We start from the raw sequence: 22554 nt of genomic DNA, 5'->3' as shown, positions 1-22554 counted from the left end.
CTCACCCCTTCCGGCCCCGGCGACGGTGGGCCACGATCCCCGCGATCATCAACCCTGCAAGGGTACCGAACACCATGCCGACCACCGCGGACGCCCACCACGGCAGGCCGGTGGCCCGGCCGGTGATCCAGCCGAGCCCCACCATGGACGAGGACCACGCGAGCGAGCCCGCCCCGGACAGCCACAGGAACACGGGCCAGCGGATCCCGCCGATCCCCGCCGCCGCCATCGACGCCGTCCGTCCGCCCGAGACGAACCGCAGCACGGACAGCCCCGCCAGGCTGCCCGCCGGGCCCACCCGCACCAGCAGGGTCCGGATCCCCCGGTGGATCCGACGCCACCACGCCCAGCGGTCCAGGCGGTCGGCGAGGCCGTGGCGGAACAGCGCGTAGAGGCCGACGTCCCCGGCCCAGCAGCCCAGCCACGCCGCCAGCACCGCGGCCACGGGGGAGACCCGGCCCTCGGCCGCGAGCGCCCCCGAGCCGATGACCACCACCTCCGACGGGACGGGCGGGATCGGGGCGTCCAGGGCCACGAGCAGCGCGGTGAGCGGGTGGAACCACGCCCCGAGCGCGTCCAGCAGGCCGGCCGGGTCCCCGCCCGTCACCGCGGTCGCTCCTGCAGCTGTGCGGAGGAGGTGAACTCCCGCTCCTCGCCCGTCACCGGGTCCGTGAAGCGCAGCGACCGGGAGAGCAGCTGCAGGGGCCGTGTGACGTCGTCCGGGGCGAGGTCGAGCAGGTCCGGGTAGAACGGGTCGAACGCGATGCCCAGGCCCAGGGCGGCCAGGTGGATGCGCAGCTGGTGGGTGCGGCCCGTGCGCGGGGTGAGCCGCAGGTGCCCCACGCGCCGCCCCGCCAGCGTCCCGGCGGAGATGCCGACGCCCAGCAGCTCCACCCGGGACTCCGCGTTCGCCCCGGCGTGGGGCCGGTTCGCCCGCCGGGTCCGCACCGGCGCGCCCGCCCGGCGTCCCGAGGCGGCCGGCGGGATCTCCTCCACCACGGAGCGCAGGATCCCCTTGTCCTTGCGGATCCGGCTGCGCACGGTCAGCGGGAATCGCCCCAGGACGGGGTCGGCCGGGGCGCCGGGGCGGCGGGCGCCGTCGTCGGGCGCGTCCGGCAGGAGCGCCACGGCCTCGTAGGTCTTGGCCACGGCACGCCGCTCGAAGAGCAGGTGGTAGGCGCCGCGGGTGGCCGGGTTCGCGGAGAACATCACGACGCCGGCCGTCGCCCGGTCGAGCCGGTGCAGGGGCACGAGGTCGTCGAGGCCGAGCTCGTTGCGCAGCCGCACCAGCGCGGTCTCCTGGACGAAGCGGCCGCCCGGGGTGGTGGGCAGGAAGTGCGGCTTGTGGATGACCACGAGGTGCTCGTCGCGGTGCAGGAGCGTGTGCGTCACGGGCAGCGGGGCCTCGTCGGGGATGTCCCGGTAGTACCAGAGGTCCTCGTGGACGCCCAGCGGCGTCGTCGGCGTCAGTGCGGTGCCGTCCGCCGCCACGACCTCGCCGCGGGCGAAGCGCGCGCGGATGCCGTCCGGGTCCACGTGACCGAACCGGTGGAGCACGTAGTCCTGCGCGGTGGGCCAGCCGGAGGCGGGCAGGCGCAGGCGCGTGGCGTTGACGCCGTTGCGCGGGGGGAGGGGAGAGGGGACGGCCACGGGTCCATCCTCCCAGCCCGGCGCGGCTGCGTCCGACCGGCGCCGCTCAGTCCGACCGGCCGGGCCGGCCGGAGCCGGTGGTCTCGTCCTCGGCCGGGCCCCGGTGCTGCGGGGTGAGCACCACGACCTCCTCGGCCGGCGCGGCGCGCCCCGTCACCTCGCGCGCCGGGACTGCCCCGCCGACGTCGACCACCACGGTGTCCAGCACCGCGCCCGCGGGGACCTCGCAGTCGCCGAGCAGGAGGCTGCCGCGCACCGTGGCGCCGGCCGCCACGACCACCCCGGGGCCGACCACGCTGTCCGACACCTCGCCCTCGATCCGGCAGCCCGGGCTGAGCAGCGAGCCGGAGACGCGGGCGCCCGGGGCCACCCACGCCGGCGGCGCCTGGTGGGGGTTGGTGATCAGCGGCCAGCCCTCGGCGGCGACGTCCAGGCCGGTGCCGTCGAGGATCTCCCGGTGGGCGCGGACGTACGCGTCCAGGGTGCCGATGTCCCGCCAGTACCCGACGAGGCGGTGCTCCCGCACGCGTCCCCGCGCCACGAACGCCGGGATGATGCTCTCCCCGTAGTCGCCGAGGGAGGAGCCCACGGGGTCGCCGTCCTCATCGGTCTCGCCCTCGTCCTTGGTGGCCGCCTCGTCCTCGCCCGCCACGAGGTCGCCGACCACCTCGGAGAGCGCGGCGACGTCGAACACGAACACCTCGGTGGCCACGAGCGTGCCCGCCGGGTCCTCCGGCTTGTAGGCGTAGTCGGTCACGGCGCCGTCGTCGTCCACCCGCACGACGCCGAAGCGTGAGGGGTCCTCGTCCGTCTCGGTGGTGACCACGGTGAGCTCGGCGCCGGAGCGGGTGTGCTCGGCCAGCACGGGGCGCAGGTCCAGCTGGTACAGGTGATCGGCGGAGAGCACGACGACGGTCTCGGCGCCGAACTGCTCCAGCAGCGGCAGCTGCTGGGCGATCGCGTGGCCGTTGCCGCGGGCGAAGCCCTCCTCGGCGCGGCCCTGCGCGGGAGGCAGGAGCCGCAGGCCGTGGCGGGTGCCGTCGAGATCCCACGGCCGGCCGCCGGCCAGGTGCTGGTTGAGCGTGAAGGGGCGGTACTGCTCCACGACCCACACGTCCCGCAGGCGCGAGTGGGCCAGGTTGGACAGGACGACGTCGATCAGCCGGTACTGGCCCGCCAGCGGCACCATCGGCTTGGCGCGGGCCGCGGTGAGCGGCATGAGGCGGCCGCCGGTGCCGCCGGCCAGCACGAGCGCGACGACGGCGCCCTCTGGGTCCTTGGGGAACGGGTCGGCCATGACTTCTCCTCGGGTCGGGGCGGGTTCAGCGTAGGGAGCGGGGAGGACACGCGGCCACCGTTCGGGTGCGTCCGGCTCAGCGCTGGCAGTGCGGACACCACCACAGCCGCCGCGCGTCGTCCTCGGGGGAGCCGTAGTCCTCCTGGCGGACCGGGCCGCGGCAGCGCAGGCACGGGGCGCGGTCGTGCCCGTAGACCCAGTACGACGGCGCCCCGCCGCCGCGCGCGCCGGGCGTCCGGCCGGGTGCCGGACCGGCCGGGACCAGCACCTCGACCCCGAAGGGCCGCCCCGGGTTGGGACGCACGCCCGTGGTCCGGCGCCGGGCGCCCGCGGCGGGGGCGGCGGGCGGGACGTTGGCGCGCAGCAGGTCCCGGGCGAGCAGCACGAGTCCGGCGACGTCGTCGACCTCGCCGATCGGCCGGTGCGGGTCGATGCCGGCCAGCAGGAGGGTCTCGCAGCGGTAGATGTTGCCGATCCCGGAGACGAGCCGCTGGTCGAGCAGGGCCAGACCGACCGGCCGCTCGGGCCGGGCCGTGAGCCGCCGCACGCCCTCGGCGAGCAGCGCGGCGCCGTCGTCGGGCGTGTCCCAGGCCGGGTCCAGCAGGTCGGGGCCGAGGTGGCCGAGGACGGTGGCCTCGTCGGCGGTGGGCACGAGGGTGAGCAGGCCCAGCTGGGCGCCGAGCACGCGGTGCTCCGCCGTCTCCAGCACCGCCCGCACCTGCCAGGCGGGGGCGCCCCACCGCCCGTCGAGGGTCGAGACGAGCCAGCGCCCCTCCATCTTCAGGTGCGAGATCAGGGTGAGCGGCCGGGCCCCGGGGCGGGCCGCGGGCGGGGTCAGCCGCATCAGCAGGTACTTGGCGCGCGGCAGGACCTCGGCCACCGTCCAGCCGGTCAGGTCCGCGGTGGCGTGGCGGGGCACGCGCAGGTCCGCGTGCGTCAGGACCCGGCCCTCGAGCACGGGGCGGAGCCGGTGCGCGACGCGGACGAGGGAGTCGCCTTCAGGCACGGGCCGTCACCGGCTCAGGCCGCATTGAGCTGCCAGGTCACGCCGAAGCGGTCCCCGACCCACGCGAAGCGGCGGGAGAAGCCGTAGTCGTCGGGCGGCATGCAGTCACGGCCGCCGCCGGCGAGGAGCGCGTCGTGGACCGCGTCCACCGCGGTGGCGTCCGGCAGCTCGACGAACAGGCTGATGGCCGGGGTGAACGTGAACCCGTGCGGGGTGAAGGAGTCGAAGAACCGCAGCCGCTGGCCGGCGATCTCGAGCTCGCCGTGCAGGACCTTGCCCGCCCATTCGGCGCCGCGCGGGGAGGAGTCGTCGAAGAGGTCGCGGCGGACCTCGGTGACCGGCAGGTATTCCACGAACGCGGTGAGGTAGGCGTCCATGGCCGCGCCGGCGTCACCCTCGAACAGGAGGAACGGGGTGACGGAGGGGTCCGAGGGGTGCGGCAGGGCGTCCTCGAGGGCCTCGGGGGCCGGGGAGGTGCCCGTGGGGGCGGTGCCCCCGTCCTCGGGCGGGGCGGCGTCGATGCTCATGGGCCGAACCTACCCCCGGGACCCGCCTCCGCGACAGGGCCACCCCGGGCAACGCGGGTTGGGTTGTCGCGGGTGTTCGACGGCGGGACCCGTGACAACTCAACCCGCGTTGCGGACGGACAGACGGACACGAGTTCTCAGTTCCGGAACCGGATGCCCGATGGGCTCGAGTAGAACCCCGCGGCCAGCAGCGCCTCGGCCAGCGGCGTGCCGAGCACGGGCCCGCCGTTGACCTTCTCCAGGCTCAGCCGCTCGGTGCGGCCGGTGCGCAGCGCCCACACGAGCGCCTCCGCCGCGGCCCGCAGCTCGCCCGGATCCTCCGTGAACGCGAGCAGCGTGCGCCCGCCGCGCTCCATGTAGAGGGCCAGCCGCCCCGCGATCAGCACGACGACGGCGCCCGCCTTCCGGCCCGGGCGGTGGCCCGTGGGCACGACGCCGTCCGGCCCGGCCGGCACGGACGGCCAGTCCAGCGCGGCGCCGTAGGGGTTCGCCGGATCCGTCGCGGCCAGGGCGAGGGCGAGCGGGGCGGCGTCGACGGCGGCGTCCTCCTCGTCCCGCTGGAACCCGCGCAGCCGATCCACCACCGCGCCGGTGGAGAACTGCGCGCCGCCCAGCCCGTCGACGAAGTGGCCGCGGCGCACCTGGCCCGCGTCCTCCATTCGGGTGAGCAGCCGGTACTGCCCCGCGAACCCGCCGGGGACCTCCTCGGCCACCACGGAGCCGCGCGTGATCACGCCGTACCGGTCCAGCAGCAGCTCGGCGGTGGCGTGGGCGCGGATCGTGGGGTCCTGCTCGGCGGCGGGCAGCAGGGACCAGCGGCCGGCCGAGCGGGCCTGCTCGGCGGCCGAGAGCCCGACGGTCCCCGCCGTGAGACCGGCCGAGCCCCGGGCGCCGCCCTCGGGCGAGGCGAGCCCCGCGTACCGGCCACGCCCGCGCACCCCGGCCAGCCGTCCGCCGAGCCCGCGCCCGGCCGCCGCCCCCGCGGCCCCGCCCGTCCGCGCGGTGCGGGCCCGCGGCGTCTGCCGCCCGGTGCGGTGCGCGGTCTTGCCGAGCGAGAGCAGGCCGCGGACGGGGGCGAACGTGTCGTTGCCGACCCGGCCGTCCCACACCAGGCCCCACAGCGCGCCCAGCACCGCGGGGCCGCGGGCCAGGTCGGCCGGGTCGCGGTGCGGGTCGGGCCCGCCCGCCCCGCCTGCGCCACCCGCGTCGCCGTCGTCGCCCGCCGCCTGCGCCGCCCGCACCCGCTCCACGAGCTGCGGGAAGAACCAGGCCCCACCGCCGGCGAGCACCTCCAGCACGGCCGCGCGCAGGGCGGCGTCGGCCGGCGTCGCCTCGGCGGGCTCGGGCAGGCGCAGCGTGAGGTCCACGGCGTCGGCGGGGTGCAGGGCCACCCAACCGTCGTTGCCGGCGGCCTCCCCGACGCCCGACCACACGTACTCGCCCGTGGCCAGCAGCTCGTCGAGCAGGGCGGGGGCGTAGTCCCGCACGCGGGCGGGCAGCACCAGGGACTCCCACGCGCTCGCGGGCAGGGGCGTGCCGGCCAGCTGGTCCAGGACGGTGGCCACCCCGTCCACGCCCTCGAGCGTGGCCGGCGGCCGCCAGGCCCCGTCGCGCCCCGTCCGCGGCCGCAGGTGCTGCCAGTCGGCGAGGAACCGGGCGTAGGCGGCCTGGTCCACCGGCTCGACCTCGGCGCGCAGCGCGGCGAGGGAGCGCATGCGGATCCGCCGCAGCACCTCGGCGTCGCACCACTCGGCGTCCAGGCCGGCGGCCCCGGGGGTGCCCTCCGGCCGGAACGCGCCCGTGCTCACGCGGCGCTCGGTGGCCAGACGCTGCAGCACCGAGAGCACGACGGCGCCGCCCAGTCCCAGCGCGGCCCCCGCCTCGGCGGCGGTGAAGGGGCCGTGGGTGCGGGCATAGCGGCCCACGAGGTCCCCGAGCGGGTCGTCGACCGGATCGAGGAATGCGGTGGGCACTCCGTGCGGGATCGGCGTGCCGAGCGCGTCCCGCAGGCGGGCGGCGTCCTCGACGGCGGCGAACCGCTCGACCCCGTCCTGGCGCAGGCGGAACGCGCGGCCGGCGCGCTCGAGCTCCGCCAGCATCCCGGCGACGGCGTCCTCGTCCGCGGCCTCCTCCGCCTCCCCCTCGGCCCGGGTGCGCCGCGCGGCCTCCGCCACGGACAGCGGCCCCAGCAGGCGCAGCAGGTCCGCCACGCCCTCGACCCCGCGGGCGCGCCGGTCGGGCGCGAGCCGCTGCAGCTGGGCCTCGACCTCCGCGATGACCCCGGCGTCCAGCAGCTCGCGCAGCTCCTCCGTGCCCAGCAGCTCGGACAGCAGTGCCGGGTCGAGGGAGAGCGCGGCGGCGCGGCGCTCGGCCAGCGGGGAGTCGCCCTCGTAGATGAACTGCGCGATGTAGCCGAACAGGATGGACTGGCTGAACGGGGAGGGCGCCGTCGTCGTGACCTCCACGAGCCGGACGGCCCGCGAGGCCACCCGCCCCGCGAGCTCCTTGAGCGCCGGGAGGTCGTAGACGTCCTGGAGCACCTCGCGCACGGTCTCCAGGATCACGGGGAACCGCGGGTGCTTCCGCGCCACGTCCAGCAGCTGCGCGGACCGCTGCCGCTGCTGCCACAGGGGGGTCCGCCGCCCGGGGTCACGGCGCGGCAGCAGCAGGGACCGGGCCGCGTTCTCCCGGAACCGGGCGGCGAACAGCGCGGACCCGCCGACCTCCGCCGTGACGATCTCGTCCAGCTCCTCGGCCGTGAACTCGAACAGCTCCGCGCCCGGCGGCTCCGCGTCCATCAGGGGGATGCGCAGCACGATCCCGTCGTCGGCCGCCATCGCCGCGCCCGAGCCGGTCTCCAGCCCGTACCGCTGCGCCAGCCGCGCCCCCACCGCGAGCGCCCACGGGGCGTGCACCGCCATGCCGTAGGGGGAGTGCAGCACCACGCGCCAGTCGCCGAGCTCGTCCGTGAACCGCTCCACCACGAGCGTCTGCTCGGTGGGCAGCACCCCGGTGGCCTCGCGCTGGTCCTTCAGGTAGGCCAGCAGGTTGTCCTGCGCCCACGGGTCCAGGCCCGCGGCGGCCAGGCGGGTGCGGCCGGCCTCGGGGTCCGCGTCCAGCTCGCGGCGGAAGCGCCCGACGGCGTCGCCCAGCTCCGCCGGCCGGCCCGCGGCGTCGCCCCGCCAGAACGGGAGCTTGCCGGGCTGCCCGTAGGCGGGCAGCACCAGGACGCGGTCCGCGGTGATGTCCACGATGCGCCAGCTCGTGGCGCCCAGCAGGATGACGTCCCCCACGCGGGACTCGTAGACCATCTCCTCGTCGAGCTCGCCGACCCGGCGCCCGCCGGAGCGGGCCGAGCCCGCGGACGCGGAGCCCGCCGACTCGGCCGTGTCCCCGGCCGCCGCGCCGCCGGGGGTGCCGTCCGCGCCGCCGTCGGAGGCCAGGAACACCCCGAACAGGCCGCGGTCCGGGATGGTGCCGCCCGAGGTGACCGCGAGGCGCTGGGCGCCGGGGCGGGCGGCGAGCGTGCCGTTCTCCCGGTCCCACAGGATGCGCGGGCGCAGCTCGGCGAACTCGTCCGAGGGGTAGCGGCCGGCCAGCAGGTCGAGCACGGACTCGTAGGCGGAGAACGGCAGCGTGGCGAACGGCGCGGACCGGCGCACGAGGTCGAACCACTCCTGCGCGTCCAGGTCCGCGACGGCGACGGCGGCCACGGTGTGCTGGGCGAGGATGTCCAGCGGGTTGGCGGGGATCCGCAGCGACTCGATGCGCCCGGCCGTCATGCGCTCGGCCACGACGGCGGTGTCCACGAGGTCGCCCCGGTGCTTGGGGAAGAACACGCCGCGGGAGACCTCACCCACCTGGTGGCCGGCGCGGCCCACGCGCTGCAGACCGGAGGCCACCGAGGGCGGCGACTCGACCTGGATCACCTGGTCCACCGCGCCCATGTCGATGCCCAGCTCGAGCGAGCTCGTGGCCACGACGCAGCGGATCTGGCCGGTCTTCAGGGCGTCCTCCACGATGGCGCGCTGCTCCTTGGACACGGAGCCGTGGTGGGCGCGGGCGAAGTCGGAGACGGTGCCCGATCCGGTGCCGGTCTGCCCGGCCACCTGGGCGGGTCCGTGGAAGCCGGTCGGGTCCGGTGTGCGGAAGCCGGGGACGGCGTCCGGGTGCTCGGCTGCGGCGGCCGCCTCGGCGCGGGCCTCCCAGATCTCGTTGAGGCGGCCGGTGAGGCGCTCGGCCAGGCGCCGGGAGTTGGCGAACACGAGTGTGGAGCGCCGCTCGGCCACCAGGTCCACGATCCGCTCCTCGACGTGCGGCCAGATGGACCCGCCCGTCACCGCGCCCTCGTCGCCGAGCCCGCCCGTCGAGGAGCCGGGGCCCAGGTCGTGGGCGGCGGCGGGGGAGGAGAGGTCCGTCAGGTCCGGCACCGGCACCGTGACCGTCAGGTCCCAGCGCTTGGCCGAGGCGGGCCGCACCACCGTCACCGGCTGCGTGCCGCCGAGGAACCGGGCCACCTCGGCGGCCGGCTCGACCGTGGCGGACAGGCCGATCCGCTGCACCGGCGTGTCCAGCAGGGTGTCCAGGCGTTCGAGGGAGACGGCCAGGTGGGCGCCGCGTTTGGTCCCGGCCACGGCGTGCACCTCGTCCACGATCACCGTGCGGACCCCGGCCAGCGCCGCGCGGGCCTGCGAGGTGAGCATGAGGTACAGCGACTCGGGCGTGGTGATGAGGATGTCCGGCGGATCCTGCTGCAGGCGCCGTCGCTCGGCCGCCGGGGTGTCTCCGGAGCGCACACCCACCCGGACGCGCGGCACGGGCCTGCCCTGGTGTGCGGCGGTCTGTGTGATGCCCACCAGCGGGGCCCGCAGGTTCCGCTCCACGTCCACGCCGAGCGCCTTCAGCGGCGAGACGTAGAGGACGCGGGTGGCCGCCGTCCCCTCGGCGGCGGGCTCGCGCACGAACGAGTCGAGCGCCCAGAGGAAGGAGGAGAGGGTCTTGCCTGAGCCGGTCGGCGCGATCACCAGTGCGTGCCGCCCGGAGGAGATCGCGTCCCACGCGCCGAGCTGGGCCGGCGTCGGGGCCTCGAACGCGCCCGTGAACCAGGCGCGCGTGGGCTCGGTGAACCGGCCCAGGACGACGTCGGCCGCGGGCGTGGCCGTGCCCGCTGCGGTCTCCGCGGGCCCGCTCATGCGTGGTGGTACGGTCGGCCGGCGGAGATCTCCTGGGCTCGGTAGACCTGCTCCGCCAGGATCAGCCGCACGAGCTGGTGCGGAAAGACGAGCGGGGACAGGGACCAGACGCGGTCCGCGCGGGCGTGGACCCGGGCGTCCACCCCGTACGCGCCTCCGATCACCATCGTCACCGGGGCGCCGACGTCGAACCGGCTCTGCAGGTGCCGCGCCAGACCCGGCGAGTCGAACGCCGTCCCCCGCTCGTCCAGCAGGATCAGGTGCTCGTCCGCGCCGACCGCGCCCAGGATCCGGTCCGACTCCTCCGTGCGCGCCGCCTCCTCCTGCCGCGCGGAGTGCGGCAGCAGACGCCACGAGAGGTCGTAGGGCTTCTTGAGGCGCCGCTCGTAGCGGTCGATCCCGTCGACGACCCACGCCTCATGCTTCTTGCCGATGGCCAGCACCCGAACAGACATGGCCCCATGATCGCACCGGCCGCGGACACGGTACGGGGGTCGGCCCCCGCCGCTCGGTTACGCTCGCCGGGGCGGGGTGCCTGGCTCCGCACCGGAAGGGGGCCCATGACGTCGACCGCACGGTCCCCGCGGGTGTCCCGCCGCGCCGCGCTCGGCCTCGGGGTCGGCGCCCTCGCGGTGGGCGGGGTGGCCGTCGTCACCGACCTGGCCGGCGCGCCCGCCGGGCCGCTGGGCGCCAACGCGACGGCCCTGTACGGCATGCGCAGCTCCACCGGGCACACGTACGCGGCCCTGCCCGGGCGCGCCGGACGCATCGACGTGTACCGGCCGCCGGGCCAGGGCCCGTTCCCGGTCCTCGTGTGGAACGCGGGCTCCGGCTGGCGCAGCGATCGCGGCTACAGCGACGGTGTCGACGTCGCCCGCGGCCTGGTCCCGCACGGCTACGCCGTCGCCGCGTTCTCGGTGCGCAGCTCCAAGCAGGGCACGTTCCCCGCCCAGGTGGAGGACGCGACGGCGGCGGTCCGCTGGGTGCGGCGCAACGCCCCGGGCCTGCAGCTGGACGCGGGGCGGGTGGCCGTGGCCGGCTCGTCGTCGGGCGGTTGGAACGCCCTCATGGCCGGCCTCACGGGCGGACAGGACCTGGACCGGGAGCAGGTGCCGCCGCCCGGCCGGGAGGTGCCCGACGGCGGCCACGCGGTCCCGGAGGAGGACCGCGTCCACGCGATCGTGGACTTCTTCGGGCCCACGGACTTCCTGACGATGAACCGCCAGATGCTCCCGGGCGCGTGCGCGGACTACAACCGCGCGAACCGGCTGGAGCACTGTCACCTCGACGACCGCAGCACCAAGTCGGACATGCTGGGGGTGCCGGTCCTGGCCTCGGGCGGCCTGACCCGGCTGGCCTCCCCGATCGCGCACGTGCGCTCGGACTCGCCGCCCCTGCTGGTCGTCCACGGGCGCAAGGACGTCACGGTGCCGTGGGGGCAGAGCCTCGAGCTGTACCGGGCCGCGGAGGCCGCCGGACTGCGCACCGCGTTCTACTCGGTGGCCGAGGGCGGCCACGACCTGGGCATGATGACCGCGAAGACCCGCAGCGCGGAGGTGCTTCGCAACGGTGTGCCGGCCAGCGCCGTGCACGCCACCATCTCGTGGTCCGCGGTGGCCTCGTTCCTGGACGCCGTCCTGCCGCGCTGAGCCGGCGGCCGGACCCGCCCCGGCATGGCGAAAGCCCGGGAGCACGAGGCTCCCGGGCTACACATCTGGCGGTGACGGTGGGATTTGAACCCACGGTACGGGGTTACCGTACACAGCATTTCGAGTGCTGCACCTTCGGCCGCTCGGACACGTCACCAGACCAGGACACCCTACCCGAGCCGCGGCGGCGCGCCCAAACCGGCCGCCCGCCGTCGTCGGGCGCGGGCGCGTTCAGCCGCGCTGTGCCGCGAAGAACTCCCGCAGCAGCGCCGCGCTCTCCTCGGCGCGGACGCCGGCGCGGACCTGCACCTGGTGGTTGAAGCGGGGGTCGCGGACCACGTCCAGCACCGAGCCGCACGCGCCCGCCTTCGGGTCCCATGCCCCGAACACGACGCGCGGGATGCGGGCCAGCAGCAGCGCACCGGCGCACATGGGGCAGGGCTCCAGGGTCACCACGAGGGTGCAGTCCGTCAGGCGCCAGCCGTCGCCCGCCCCGGCGGCGGCCCGCAGCTCCGCCCCGCGGCGCAGCGCGAGGACCTCGGCGTGGGCGGTGGGGTCGTGGTGCTGCTCGCGCTCGTTCCCGACGACGGCCAGGACGGCCCCGTCGCCGGCCACGAGGGCGGCTCCGATCGGCACGTCGCCGGCCGCTCCGGCCACGCGGGCGGCCCGGAGTGCCAGGCCCATCCACGCGTGCTCCTGCTCGGCCGTGGGCGCGGGGGAGGGGACGGGGGCGGACACGCGGCCAGCCTAGCGGCGGTGTCGGCGCCCCCGCGGGCGCGGGGACGGGCGCAGGGGCGCGCGTGGGCGGTACCGTGGGCGCCATGCGCGTCCACATCGTCGACCACCCGCTCGTGGCCCACAAGCTCAGCGTCCTGCGGGACAAGAAGACCCCGTCCATGATCTTCCGGCAGCTCACGGAGGAGCTCGTGATGCTGCTCGCCTACGAGGCGACGCGCGACGTGGCCATGGAGGAGGTGCGGATCGAGACCCCGGTGACCGAGACCACCGGCTTCCGGCTGGCCCGGCCGCGTCCGCTGGTCGTGCCGATCCTGCGCGCGGGGCTCGGGATGCTGGAGGGGATGACCAAGATGGCGCCGTCCGCCGAGGTCGGGTTCCTCGGCATGGCCCGCAATGAGGAGACGCTGGACATCGTCACCTACGCGGAGCGGCTGCCGGCCGACCTGTCCGGGCGTCACGTGTTCGTCCTGGACCCCATGCTGGCCACGGGAGGCACGCTGATCGAGGCCATCCGCTTCCTCTACCAGCGCGGCGCGGCGCGGGTCACGTGCCTCTGCCTGCTCGGAGCGCCCGAGGGCATCGAGCGGCTGGAGGCCTCGCTGGGCGACGTCGAGGTGGACCTGTACCTGGCCGCCGTCGACGAGCGCCTGGACGAGCGGTCCTACATCGTCCCCGGCCTCGGCGACGCCGGCGACCGGCTCTACGGTCTGGCGGAATGACCTGATCGGACCTCCGCGTCCGCCACGAGACGACCACGGCCCCCGCCCCCACCCGGCGGGGGCCGTGGTCGTCTCACGGGAGCGTCTCCGGCGGGGACGTCAAGCGGGGCCGCCAATGTGTCGTCCATCTAGTGGACGTCACGACCCGCTGTGACCCGTCATCATGGCGTCGCATGGAAAACCTGGCAGTCTCCTGCATAAATATTCCGCATACTCATTGGTCCTGCGGCGCGCTCCCACCTGTTGAACAATGAGAGAGTCACGCGGGCGAGCCGAGCGACGGCGCGACGTTATTCCGATCCGCGAATAGTGATGTTGAGCACATTCAGGACTCTTCTTCTCAAATAATGAGACAAAAGTGCGAACGTTACTTGCCAGTCCCCTCGGTGAAGTCACATTCTTGTCATGTGACGCCTCGTCCGCCGCACCGACCGAGCGGTGGAGGGGCCATGAGCCGAAAGAGGAGTGGTGGCCATGGGTCAGTCCGCCGGATACGTGCACATCTCCGTCCGCAACGCGCAGCGCCGGGCCGACGGCATGTCCCGCCGAGGCCAGGCCCGCGCAGGCCTGCGCCTGGCCGGTGGCACCGACGCCCCCGACTCCCAGACGGCGCCGACGCCGGTCCTGGCGCCGAACGGCATCCCGGGTCCCCAGGCGGTGGCCCGGGAGAACGAGGCCCGTGGGTTCGTCATCTACGTGGGCATGGACGAGCTGGCCGCCTCGGCCGCCGGCACCTCCCTCACGCGGCTGGCCAATGAGCTGCGCCACTACGTGGAGTCCCTCGTCCCCGGGGCGGAGTCGCACGCCGCCGTCGCCCTGGCCCCCGCCGGCGCGGAGGGCCGCGACATCGAGGTCGTGCGCCAGGTGCTCGGCGACCCGACCGTGCAGGGCGGCACCCGTCCCGACCTGGCGCAGGCGCCGGCCCCCGTGTCCACGCGCCAGCCCGGTGTGCTGATCGATCTGTCCCGGCGCGAGGTGCAGCTGGACGGTGAGTCGCTGAACCTCACCTTCAAGGAGTTCGAGCTCCTGAACTACCTCGTGGAGAACGGCGAGCGCACCGTCGGCCGCGAGGAGTTGCTCGACGCCCTGTGGCGCAACGCCGACGAGGTGCCCAACGAGCGCACCATCGACGTGCACATCCGCCGCCTGCGCGCCAAGCTCGGCCGCCTCGCGAACACCGTGCGCACCGTGCGCGGCCAGGGCTACCGCTTCTACCGCCACCCCGAGGTGGTCGTGTGGGCGGCGCCGGAGTACAGCATCTGACCCGCGCCCGCCCGTGTCCGACGACGGCCCCCGCTCACCCGAGCGGGGGCCGTCGCCGTAGCCTGGCCGCATGAGCACCGCCGACGCGAAGACCCTGATCGTCCTCCGGCACGCCAAGGCCGGCTGGCCCGACGCGGCCGACGACCATGCCCGCCCGCTCGCCGAGCGAGGCCACGCCCAGGCGCCCGCCGCCGGCGACTGGCTCCGCGAGCACGACCTCGTCCCGGACGCCGTCGTGTGCTCCGATGCGCTGCGCACCCGTCAGACGTGCGTGTGGGTGTGCGAGCGCCTGGGCGAGCTGGCACCCACGCCCTACCTGGACCCGCGGCTCTACGGCGCCGACGCGGCGCGGGCCCTGGCCGTCGTCAACGAGACGGAGGAGACCACGCGACGGCTGCTGGTGGTGGGCCACATGCCGTGGGTGCAGGAGCTGGGCATGCGGCTGATGAGCCTGGACTCGGACCAGGACGCGGCGCTGCGCATGAGCGAGCACTGCCCGACGCTCGGGATGCAGGTGTTCCGGGTGGAGAAGCCGTGGGCCGAGCTCGACGGCCGCGACGCCGCCCTGACGCACTTCGTGGTTCCGGGGCGCTGACCTCCGCGGCGGCGCGCGTGGCAGAGGCGCGCCGACATGACGAAGGCCCCGCTCCAGCAGGAGCGGGGCCTTCCGATCGTGCGCCCAAAGGGATTCGAACCCCTGACCTTCTGTTCCGTAGACAGACGCTCTATCCAGCTGAGCTATGGGCGCATCACCCGATCCGCCGGAGCGGCTCGAACTCGTAGAACACTACAGGACCTCTCCGGCGAAGTGCAAATCGACGGTCTGCGGCGGTCTGTGTCGGGGGTGTGGCGCAGGCGCGGCCATGATAGCCGGGCTCAGGTACCATGGCAGGACCGTGCGGCCACAACGATGTGGTGCGCGCTTCGGCGGTGCACGCATCGGAGTGGACGGGACGGAACGGCCCCGGACCCCAATGGGAGGACTCTCCACCATGGCTGACAACGCCACCACCTCGTTCGCGGATCGCGCCCTGGCGGACGCGCCCACGGACTACGCCCAGCTGCGCGAGTGGGTCGCTCAGATCGCTGAGCTGACGCAGCCGGACTCCGTCCAGTGGGTCGACGGCTCCGAGGAGGAGCGCGACCGCCTCGCGGACGAGCTCGTGGCGGCGGGTACCCTGACCCGCCTGGCCGAGGACAAGTTCCCCAACTCCTTCGCCGCGTTCTCCGACCCCGCCGACGTCGCCCGCGTGGAGGACCGCACCTTCATCTGCTCCGAGAAGGAAGAGGACGCCGGCTTCACCAACAACTGGATGGACCCGGCGAAGATGCACGGCATCCTCGACGACGCGTTCACCGGCGCCATGCGCGGCCGCACCATGTACGTGATCCCGTTCGTGATGGGCCACCTCGACGCCGAGGACCCGAAGTACGGCGTGGAGATCACCGACTCCGCCTACGTGGTCCTGTCGATGCGCATCATGGCCCGCATCGGCCAGGACGTGCTGGACAAGATGTCCCGCGAGCAGGCCTTCTACGTGCCGGCCGTGCACTCCGTGGGCGCCCCGCTGGAGCCGGGCGAGCAGGACGTGCCGTGGCCGTGCAACGAGACCAAGTGGATCGTGCACTTCCCCGAGGAGCGCTCCATCTGGTCCTTCGGCTCCGGCTACGGCGGCAATGCCCTGCTCGGCAAGAAGTGCTACGCGCTGCGCATCGCCTCCGTGATGGCCCGGGACGAGGCCTGGCTCGCCGAGCACATGCTGATCCTCAAGCTGACCAACCCCGAGGGCCGGTCCTACCACATCACCGGCGCCTTCCCGTCGGCCTGCGGCAAGACCAACCTCGCCCTCATCGACCCCACGATCGAGGGCTGGAAGGCCGAGACCCTGGGCGACGACATCACCTGGATCCGCGCCGGCAAGGACGGCGAGTTCCGCGTGATCAACCCGGAGACCGGCTACTTCGGCGTCGCCCCCGGCACCGGCTGGTCCACCAACCCGAACGCCATGCGCGCGATCTCCAAGGGCAACTCCATCTTCACCAACGTCGCCCTCACCGACGACGGCGGCGTGTGGTGGGAGGGCATGACGGACGAGGCCCCCGAGCACCTCACCGACTGGCGCGGCAACGACTGGACGCCCGAGTCCGGCACCCCGGCCGCCCACCCGAACTCCCGGTTCTGCACGCCCATCGAGCAGACGGACATGCTGGCCGACGAGTACCGCGACCCGCGGGGCGTGAAGCTGGACGCCATCCTGTTCGGCGGCCGCCGCAAGACCACCGTGCCGCTGGTGACCGAGGCCTTCGACTGGGAGGACGGCATCCTCAAGGGCGCCACCCTCTCCTCCGAGACCACCGCGGCCGCCGCCGGCGCCGTGGGCGTCGTGCGTCGCGACCCGATGGCCATGCTGCCGTTCCTCGGCTACGACGCCGGCGACTACCTGGCCCACTGGGTCAGGGAGTCCGGCAAGGCCGACCCGGAGAAGCTGCCGCGCATCTACCTGGTCAACTGGTTCCGCCGCAACCGCGACGGCGGCTTCGCCTGGCCCGGCTTCGGTGAGAACTCCCGCGTCCTGAAGTGGGTCGTGGAGCGCCTGGAGGGCAAGGCCGAGGCCGTGGAGACCCCGATCGGCCTCGTGCCGGCCGCGGGCTCGCTCGACCTGTCCGGCCTCGAGGTGTCGGCCGAGGACCTCGAGGACGCCCTCAGGGTCGACGCCGCGGAATGGGCCGAGGAGAACGAGCTCATCGAGGAGTGGCTCGGCCGGTTCGGCGAGTCCCTGCCGCAGGCCATCCGCGACCGCTTCGAGGCGCAGAAGCAGCGCTTCGCGCAGGCCTGAGCCCCGCCGCACGCGGAACGGCCCGCACCCCGTGAGGGGTGCGGGCCGTTCCGCGTTCCGGGGCCGGATCAGGCGGCGAGCCAGAGGTCCGGGCCGAAGATCTCGTAGCGGATGGACGTCGCGGGCACGCCGGCGTCGATCAGCTTCGAGCGGGTGGACTGCATGAACGCGAGCGGGCCGCACAGGATGTAGTGCCCGTCGCGGGGCAGTTCGACGTCGTCGAAGTGCATCACACCCTCGACGGTCGTGACGCCCTCGGGGTCCTGCTCCGGCCGCACCCCGAGGAAGAGGCGGGCGTCGCCGTGCGGCAACGCCGCCAGGGACTCCGTCACCTGTTCGCGCAGGGCCACCGCCTCCCAGGACGCGTCGCCGTGGAGGAGGAGGACCTGGCGGTCCGAGCCCTGCTGGGCGAGGGTGTCCAGGATCGCGGCGGCCGGGGTGATGCCGATGCCGGCGGTCGCCAGGACCAGGGGAGCGGTGGAGTCCTCGTCCTCGAGGGTGATGTCGCCGTAGGGGTTGGACAGCTCGATGACGTCGCCGACCTCCACGTTCTGGATGAGCATGGGCGAGACCTCGCCGCCCTCGTCCAGCTTCACGGTGATGACGCGCTCGGTGGTGGACTCGGCCTTCTCGGAGAGGGAGTACTGGCGGCACTGGCGCAGGCCGTCCTCTACCTTCAGGCGCACGGACACGTAGCCGCCGGCCCTGCCGCGGGACTGCGGGGTGTCGTCGGCCGGCTCGAAGCGGAAGGTGACGGCCGCGTTGCCGGTGGGCTCCTTCGCGACGACCCTCCAGTCCGTCCACATCCTGTCGTTGGCCCGCTGGGAGTAGAGGCCCTTCTCGATCTTGATGAGGGCGTCGGCCATGAGCCAGTAGACCTCGGTCCAGGCGTCGGCCACCGCGGGGGTGACGGCGTCGCCGAGCACCTCGCCGATGGCCCAGAAGAGGTTCTCGTAGACGATCGGGTACTGCTCCTCGACGATGCCGAGGGCGGTGTGCTTGTGGGCGATGCGGGACAGGACGGCCTCGGGCAGGGTGCCCGGGTTCTCGAGCAGGTGCACCGCGAACTTCACGATCGAGCCGGCGAGGGCCTGGGCCTGCTCGCCGTTGCGCTGGTTGGCGCGGGAGAAGACGCCGTCGAGGAGCTCGGGGTGGGCCTCGAACATGTGGGCGTAGAACAGGGGCGTGATCTCCGGCATGTGCTCGGCGACGACGGCGGCGGTGGCCTCGATGACGGGGCGGGACTTCTCGGACAGCACGGGGGTCTCCGTCTCCTCGGTGGCGAATCTTGCGCTGGTTTTGCCAGATTACACCCGGCCGTCGCCGTCGGGAACTCGCCCCCGGCCCGTTCCCTCAGTGCGCCACGGGGATCTCCGGCAGGCCCAGCAGCACGGGCCCGCCGACAGGCCCGGCGCTCACCAGATCCCGGATCTGCACGGTGTCGAGCTCGGCGAGGAAGGCCTCGCGTGCGCGGTGCAGGGCGCCGCGCAGGCGGCAGTCGCCGGCGTAGGGGCACGCCACCCCGGAGTCGCGCCCGGTGCAGTCGATCACCTCGTCGCGGCTGCTCAGCGAGCGCACGAGCTCGCCCACACGCTGGTCCAGACCGGCCGCGGCAATCATGGCCCCGCCGTGCCGACCGCGCAGCACCTCGATGGTCCCGCGGCGACGCAGCTCGGCGACCGCCTTGATCACGTGGTTGTAGGGCACCTGGATCCGGTCCGCGATCTGCTGGCTGGTGAGCCGTTCCCCCTCGGCCGCCGCGAGCGTCATCAGCACGCGCAGGCAGACGTCGGTGTAGGCGCTCAGCTTCATCCCGCCATCATCCCACCGGTGCACGGCGCCGCCGCGCCTGCGGTGTCCGGGCCGGTTGGCATACTGACGCCATGGACGCCACCTCGCACCCCGACGCCGGCCCCCGCCTCCCCGAGACCTCCGCGCCGGGGGGCGACGCCGCGCTGCACGAGGAGGCCCTGGCCGTCCTGCGTCGGCTCGTGGACCGGCCGGACGCGCGATTCAAGGACGGGCAGTTCGAGGCGATCGAGGCGCTCGTGGCCCACCGCCGCCGCGCCCTGGTGGTGCAGCGCACCGGCTGGGGCAAGTCCGCCGTGTACTTCGTGGCCTCCCTGCTGCTGCGCGCCCGCGGCGCGGGGCCCACGCTGATCGTCTCCCCGCTGCTCGCGCTCATGCGGGACCAGGTCGCGGCCGCGGCCCGGGCGGGCGTGCGCGCGGTGTCCGTGAGCTCGGCGAACGCCACGGAGTGGGACGAGGTCCGGGCCCGGCTCGCGGCGGACGAGGTGGACGTGCTGCTGATCTCGCCCGAGCGCCTCACGAACCCCCGGTTCCGGGACGAGCAGCTGCCGGACCTCGTGGCGCGCATGGGCCTGCTCGTGGTGGACGAGGCCCACTGCATCTCCGACTGGGGCCACGACTTCCGGCCGGACTACCGCCGCATCCGGGACCTGATCGGGCTGCTTCCCGCCGAGGGGCCGCGCGCGGTGCCCGTGCTGGCCACCACCGCCACGGCCAACGCCCGTGTGGTGGCGGATGTGGTGGAGCAGCTCGGCGTTGCCTCCGAGCAGGATGTGTTCGTGCTCCGCGGCCCCCTGGCCCGCGCCTCGCTGCGCCTGGGCGTGCTGCACCTGCCCAGCCCGGCCGCGCGCCTGGCCTGGCTCCTCGACCACCTCGGGGACCTGCCGGGCTCCGGGATCGTCTACGCCCTCACCGTCTCCGCCGCCGAGGACACGGCGCGCGCCCTGCGCGAGGCGGGGCACGAGGTGGTCGCCTACACGGGCCGCACAGACCCGGAGCGTCGCGCCGAGATCGAGGAGGACCTCAAGGCCAACCGGGTGAAGGCCGTCGTGGCCACCTCGGCGCTCGGCATGGGCTTCGACAAGCCGGATCTGACGTTCGTGGTGCACCTCGGTGCGCCGGGCTCGCCCGTGGCGTACTACCAGCAGGTCGGCCGCGCCGGCCGTGGGACGGACCACGCGGACGTGCTCCTGCTGCCCGGGCCCGAGGACCGTCGCATCTGGGAGTACTTCGCCACCGCCTCCATGCCGGACGAGGAGCAGGCGCGCGCCGTGCTGGGGGCGCTCGCGGACCACGGCGGGGCCCTCTCCGTGGCGGCGCTCGAGCCGGACGTGCGGATCAAGCGCACCTCCCTGGAGCTGCTGCTCAAGGTCCTCGCCGTGGACGGGGCGGTCGAGCGGGTGGGCGGCGGCTGGCGCGCCACCGGGCGGGAGTGGACGTACGACGCCGAGCGGTACGCCCGCGTGGCCGAGGCCCGCCGGGCCGAGGAGCGGCTCATGCTCGACTACCAGACCACGGACCGGTGCCGCATGGAGTTCCTGGCCCGCACCCTGGACGACCCCACCGCCGCGCCGTGCGGCCGCTGCGACGTCTGCGCCGGCCCCTGGTACCCCACGGGATCGGACGGGGCGGCGCGTGAGCGCGCGGAGGCCGCCCTGCGCCGCACCGGTGTGCCGATCGAGCCCCGTCGCATGTGGCCCTCGGGCATGGACCGGCTGGGCGTGCCCGTCAAGGGGCGCATCGCGCCCGAGTCGCAGGCCGAGGAGGGTCGCGCGCTCGCCCGCCTGACGGACCTCGGGTGGGGCACCGTCCTGCGGGACCTGCTGGACCGGGAGGACGCCCCGGTGCCGGAGGAGGTCCTGCGGGGCGCCGTCGACGTCCTGGCCGGCTGGGGGTGGCGGACGCGGCCGATCGCCGTCGTCGCGATGCCCTCGCGCACCCGCCCGCAGCTGGTGGGGTCGTTCGCCGAGGGGATCGCCCGGATCGGCCGGCTGCCGTTCCTCGGCTCGCTCGAGCACGCGCGCGGCGGTCCCACGGCCGGGCCGGGCGGCAACAGCGCCTACCGGCTCGGGTCCGTGTACGGCCGGTTCGCCGTCCCCGAGGCGATGGCGCAGATGCTGCGCACCGCCCCGGACGCCGGCCGCCACGGCCCCGTGCTGCTGGTCGACGACCTCGTCGACTCGCGGTGGTCGCTCGCCGAGGCTGCGCGGGTGCTGCGCGAGGCCGGCGCGCAGGGGGTGCTGCCGCTCGTCCTCGCCCAGGCCGGATGAGCCGCCGCGGTCAGCGCTCCGCGCGGACGATCGCCAGCACGGCGTCGCGGAGTGCCTCCATGGTGGCGGCCGTGCGGGCCTCGCCGTTGTAGCGCAGGAACGGCTCCGTGTTGGACGGGCGGAGGTTGAACCACCACGTGCCGTCCTGGGCGGCGACCGTGGTGCCGTCCATGCGGGTCACCGTGGTGGCCACCCCGGCGAAGTCCTCGTGCACGGCCTGGCCCTCGCCGACGCCCTCGCCCACGGCGGGGGCGAACTGCGCCACCACCGCGGCCACGGCGGCGTCCTTGTCCTCGACCTGCGAGTTGATCTCGCCGGAGGCCACGTACGGCTCGTACTCCTCGGCCAGCTCGGACAGCGGCTGCTCCTGGCCGCCCAGGGCCGCCAGCACGTGCATGGCCGCGAGCATGCCGGTGTCCGCGTTGAAGAAGTCGCGGAAGTAGTAGTGCGCGGAGTGCTCGCCCCCGAACACGGCGGACTCGGCGGCCATGACCGCCTTGATGAAGGAGTGGCCCACGCGGGTCTCCACGGCCCGGCCCCCGTCGGCCGCCACGAGCTCGGGGACGGCGCGGGAGGTGATCAGGTTGTGGATGACCACGGGGGTCTGCTCGCCGTCGGCCTTCGCGCGGGCGATCTCGCGGCGGGCCACCAGGGCGGTGACCGCGGAGGGGGAGACCGGAGCGCCCTGCTCGTCGATCACGAAGCAGCGGTCGGCGTCGCCGTCGAAGGCCAGGCCGATGTCCGCACCGTGCTCCACGACGGCGGCCTGCAGGTCCCGCAGGTTCTCCGGCTCCAGAGGATTGGCCGGGTGGTTCGGGAAGGTGCCGTCCAGCTCGAAGTAGAGCGGCTCGATCTCCAGCGGCAGGGCGGCCAGCTCGGCGTCGCCGAGGACGGCCGGGGTGGTCTTGCCCGCCATGCCGTTGCCCGCGTCCACCACGACCTTCAGGCGGCGCACCCCCGTCAGGTCCACGAGCGAGCGCAGGTATGCGGCGTAGCCGGGGAGGATGTCCTCCTCCGTCACGGTGCCGGTGGTCTCGGCCGCGGGGATCTCACCGGCGTCGAGGTAGGCCTGGGCCGCGTCGCGGATCTCGAACAGCCCGGTGTCCGAGGAGACCGGCACGGCGCCGGCCTGGGCCATCTTCATGCCGTTGTACTCGGCCGGGTTGTGCGAGGCGGTGAACACCACGCCCGAGGCCTGCTTCACGCCCGCCGCGTAGTAGAGCATGTCCGTGGAGATCAGCCCCAGGGTGACGACGTCGGCGCCGCGGCGCGTGGCACCCTCGGCGAAGGCCGTCATGAACGCGGGCGAGGAGGGGCGCATGTCCCCGCCGACCAGCACGGTCTGACCGGCCAGGCCCAGCACGTCCACGAAGGCCGCGCCCACCGCGCGGACGCTCTCCGCCGTGATGGATTCGCCCACGATGCCGCGGACGTCGTACGCCTTGAAGGAGTCGTGCAGGTCGAGGGAGGGGGTCGAGGTAGTCACCCGACCGATCGTAGTGGACAGCCTGGATACAGTGAGGGCGTGCCCCCGACCACTCCGCCCCCGAGCGCGGGGCCCCCGGCCGTCCCGCCGTCGGGACCCGCGCCGGCCGCT

General features: G+C 74.7%; 17 protein-coding genes and 2 tRNA genes. 6 read left to right on the top strand and 13 right to left on the bottom strand.

What is annotated here, in order from left to right:
* Nucleotide 1: 1 nt before the first annotated feature.
* The 7 genes from HDA34_RS05495 to HDA34_RS05465 form a co-directional block, all read right to left on the bottom strand.
* Nucleotides 2–607, bottom strand: a complete 606-nt coding sequence (locus HDA34_RS05495; RefSeq protein ID WP_134376983.1) for a DedA family protein — start codon at nt 605–607, stop codon at nt 2–4.
* A complete protein-coding gene (locus HDA34_RS05490) occupies nt 604–1650 on the bottom strand; it encodes a pseudouridine synthase (RefSeq protein WP_134376982.1) in 1047 nt (348 codons plus the stop codon). Before HDA34_RS05490 ends, HDA34_RS05495 begins: the two co-directional genes overlap by 4 nt.
* A 46-nt stretch (nt 1651–1696) precedes the next feature.
* Nucleotides 1697–2947: a glucose-1-phosphate adenylyltransferase family protein gene (locus HDA34_RS05485; protein WP_134376981.1), complete on the bottom strand. Its 1251-nt coding sequence runs from the start codon at nt 2945–2947 to the stop codon at nt 1697–1699.
* A gap of 76 nt (nt 2948–3023) precedes the next feature.
* Complete coding sequence (locus HDA34_RS05480; RefSeq protein WP_134376980.1) at nt 3024–3953, bottom strand: DNA-formamidopyrimidine glycosylase family protein; 930 nt, start codon at nt 3951–3953, stop codon at nt 3024–3026.
* Between the two features lie 14 nt (nt 3954–3967).
* Nucleotides 3968–4480, bottom strand: coding sequence for a VOC family protein (locus HDA34_RS05475; RefSeq protein WP_101967254.1), 513 nt, complete (start codon nt 4478–4480; stop codon nt 3968–3970).
* 137 nt (nt 4481–4617) lie between these two features.
* Nucleotides 4618–9672 (bottom strand): ATP-dependent helicase, encoded by a 5055-nt coding sequence (locus HDA34_RS05470; RefSeq protein ID WP_134376979.1) that lies wholly within the window; start codon nt 9670–9672, stop codon nt 4618–4620.
* On the bottom strand, nt 9669–10127 hold the full coding sequence (locus HDA34_RS05465; RefSeq protein WP_174232859.1) for a 23S rRNA (pseudouridine(1915)-N(3))-methyltransferase RlmH: 459 nt from the start codon (nt 10125–10127) through the stop codon (nt 9669–9671). The genes HDA34_RS05470 and HDA34_RS05465 overlap by 4 nt, the downstream gene beginning before the upstream one ends.
* 105 nt (nt 10128–10232) lie before the next feature.
* Here HDA34_RS05465 and HDA34_RS05460 point away from each other — a divergent pair, with 105 nt between their 5' ends.
* Nucleotides 10233–11321, top strand: coding sequence for an alpha/beta hydrolase (locus tag HDA34_RS05460; protein ID WP_060973721.1), 1089 nt, complete (start codon nt 10233–10235; stop codon nt 11319–11321).
* Nucleotides 11322–11387: 66 nt separating this feature from the next.
* Here the strand turns inward: HDA34_RS05460 and HDA34_RS05455 are convergent.
* Together HDA34_RS05455 and tadA are read right to left on the bottom strand one after the other, a co-directional pair.
* Nucleotides 11388–11478: transfer RNA gene (locus HDA34_RS05455), tRNA-Ser, on the bottom strand.
* A gap of 74 nt (nt 11479–11552) precedes the next feature.
* Nucleotides 11553–12059: a tRNA adenosine(34) deaminase TadA gene (gene tadA, locus HDA34_RS05450; RefSeq protein ID WP_063189914.1), complete on the bottom strand. Its 507-nt coding sequence runs from the start codon at nt 12057–12059 to the stop codon at nt 11553–11555.
* An 83-nt stretch (nt 12060–12142) separates the two neighbouring features.
* Between tadA and upp the strand changes: the two genes are divergently transcribed.
* From upp to HDA34_RS05435, 3 genes are all read left to right on the top strand, one after another.
* A complete protein-coding gene (gene upp, locus HDA34_RS05445; protein WP_010079486.1) occupies nt 12143–12778 on the top strand; it encodes a uracil phosphoribosyltransferase in 636 nt (211 codons plus the stop codon).
* 474 nt (nt 12779–13252) lie between these two features.
* A complete protein-coding gene (locus tag HDA34_RS05440) occupies nt 13253–14041 on the top strand; it encodes a winged helix-turn-helix domain-containing protein (protein WP_036316068.1) in 789 nt (262 codons plus the stop codon).
* Between the two features lie 70 nt (nt 14042–14111).
* Nucleotides 14112–14636: a SixA phosphatase family protein gene (locus HDA34_RS05435; RefSeq protein WP_041102852.1), complete on the top strand. Its 525-nt coding sequence runs from the start codon at nt 14112–14114 to the stop codon at nt 14634–14636.
* Nucleotides 14637–14715: 79 nt separating this feature from the next.
* Here the strand turns inward: HDA34_RS05435 and HDA34_RS05430 are convergent.
* A tRNA-Arg gene (locus HDA34_RS05430) sits at nt 14716–14789 on the bottom strand.
* Nucleotides 14790–15033: 244 nt separating this feature from the next.
* Between HDA34_RS05430 and HDA34_RS05425 the strand changes: the two genes are divergently transcribed.
* A complete protein-coding gene (locus tag HDA34_RS05425) occupies nt 15034–16878 on the top strand; it encodes a phosphoenolpyruvate carboxykinase (GTP) (protein WP_134376978.1) in 1845 nt (614 codons plus the stop codon).
* Nucleotides 16879–16946: 68 nt separating this feature from the next.
* Here HDA34_RS05425 and HDA34_RS05420 read toward each other — a convergent pair whose 3' ends face one another.
* Together HDA34_RS05420 and HDA34_RS05415 are read right to left on the bottom strand one after the other, a co-directional pair.
* Nucleotides 16947–18137, bottom strand: coding sequence for a globin domain-containing protein (locus HDA34_RS05420; RefSeq protein WP_060973569.1), 1191 nt, complete (start codon nt 18135–18137; stop codon nt 16947–16949).
* A 94-nt stretch (nt 18138–18231) separates the two neighbouring features.
* Nucleotides 18232–18690 (bottom strand): RrF2 family transcriptional regulator, encoded by a 459-nt coding sequence (locus HDA34_RS05415; RefSeq protein WP_060973570.1) that lies wholly within the window; start codon nt 18688–18690, stop codon nt 18232–18234.
* A gap of 71 nt (nt 18691–18761) precedes the next feature.
* Here HDA34_RS05415 and HDA34_RS05410 point away from each other — a divergent pair, with 71 nt between their 5' ends.
* Nucleotides 18762–20957 carry a RecQ family ATP-dependent DNA helicase gene (locus HDA34_RS05410; protein WP_060973571.1) on the top strand — a complete coding sequence of 732 codons (2196 nt, stop codon included), beginning with the start codon at nt 18762–18764 and terminating at the stop codon, nt 20955–20957.
* A 10-nt stretch (nt 20958–20967) separates the two neighbouring features.
* Here the strand turns inward: HDA34_RS05410 and HDA34_RS05405 are convergent, their stop codons facing one another.
* Complete coding sequence (locus HDA34_RS05405) at nt 20968–22443, bottom strand: phosphomannomutase/phosphoglucomutase (protein ID WP_060973572.1); 1476 nt, start codon at nt 22441–22443, stop codon at nt 20968–20970.
* Between the last annotated feature and the right edge of the window lie 111 nt (nt 22444–22554).

Origin of the sequence: Micrococcus luteus, assembly GCF_014138885.1 — a bacterium.
In the GTDB taxonomy this organism is placed as follows: Bacteria; Actinomycetota; Actinomycetes; order Actinomycetales; family Micrococcaceae; genus Micrococcus; species Micrococcus luteus.
The sequence above is the reverse complement of the archived record's forward strand: the minus strand, read 5'-3'. Positions and strand labels throughout refer to the sequence as shown.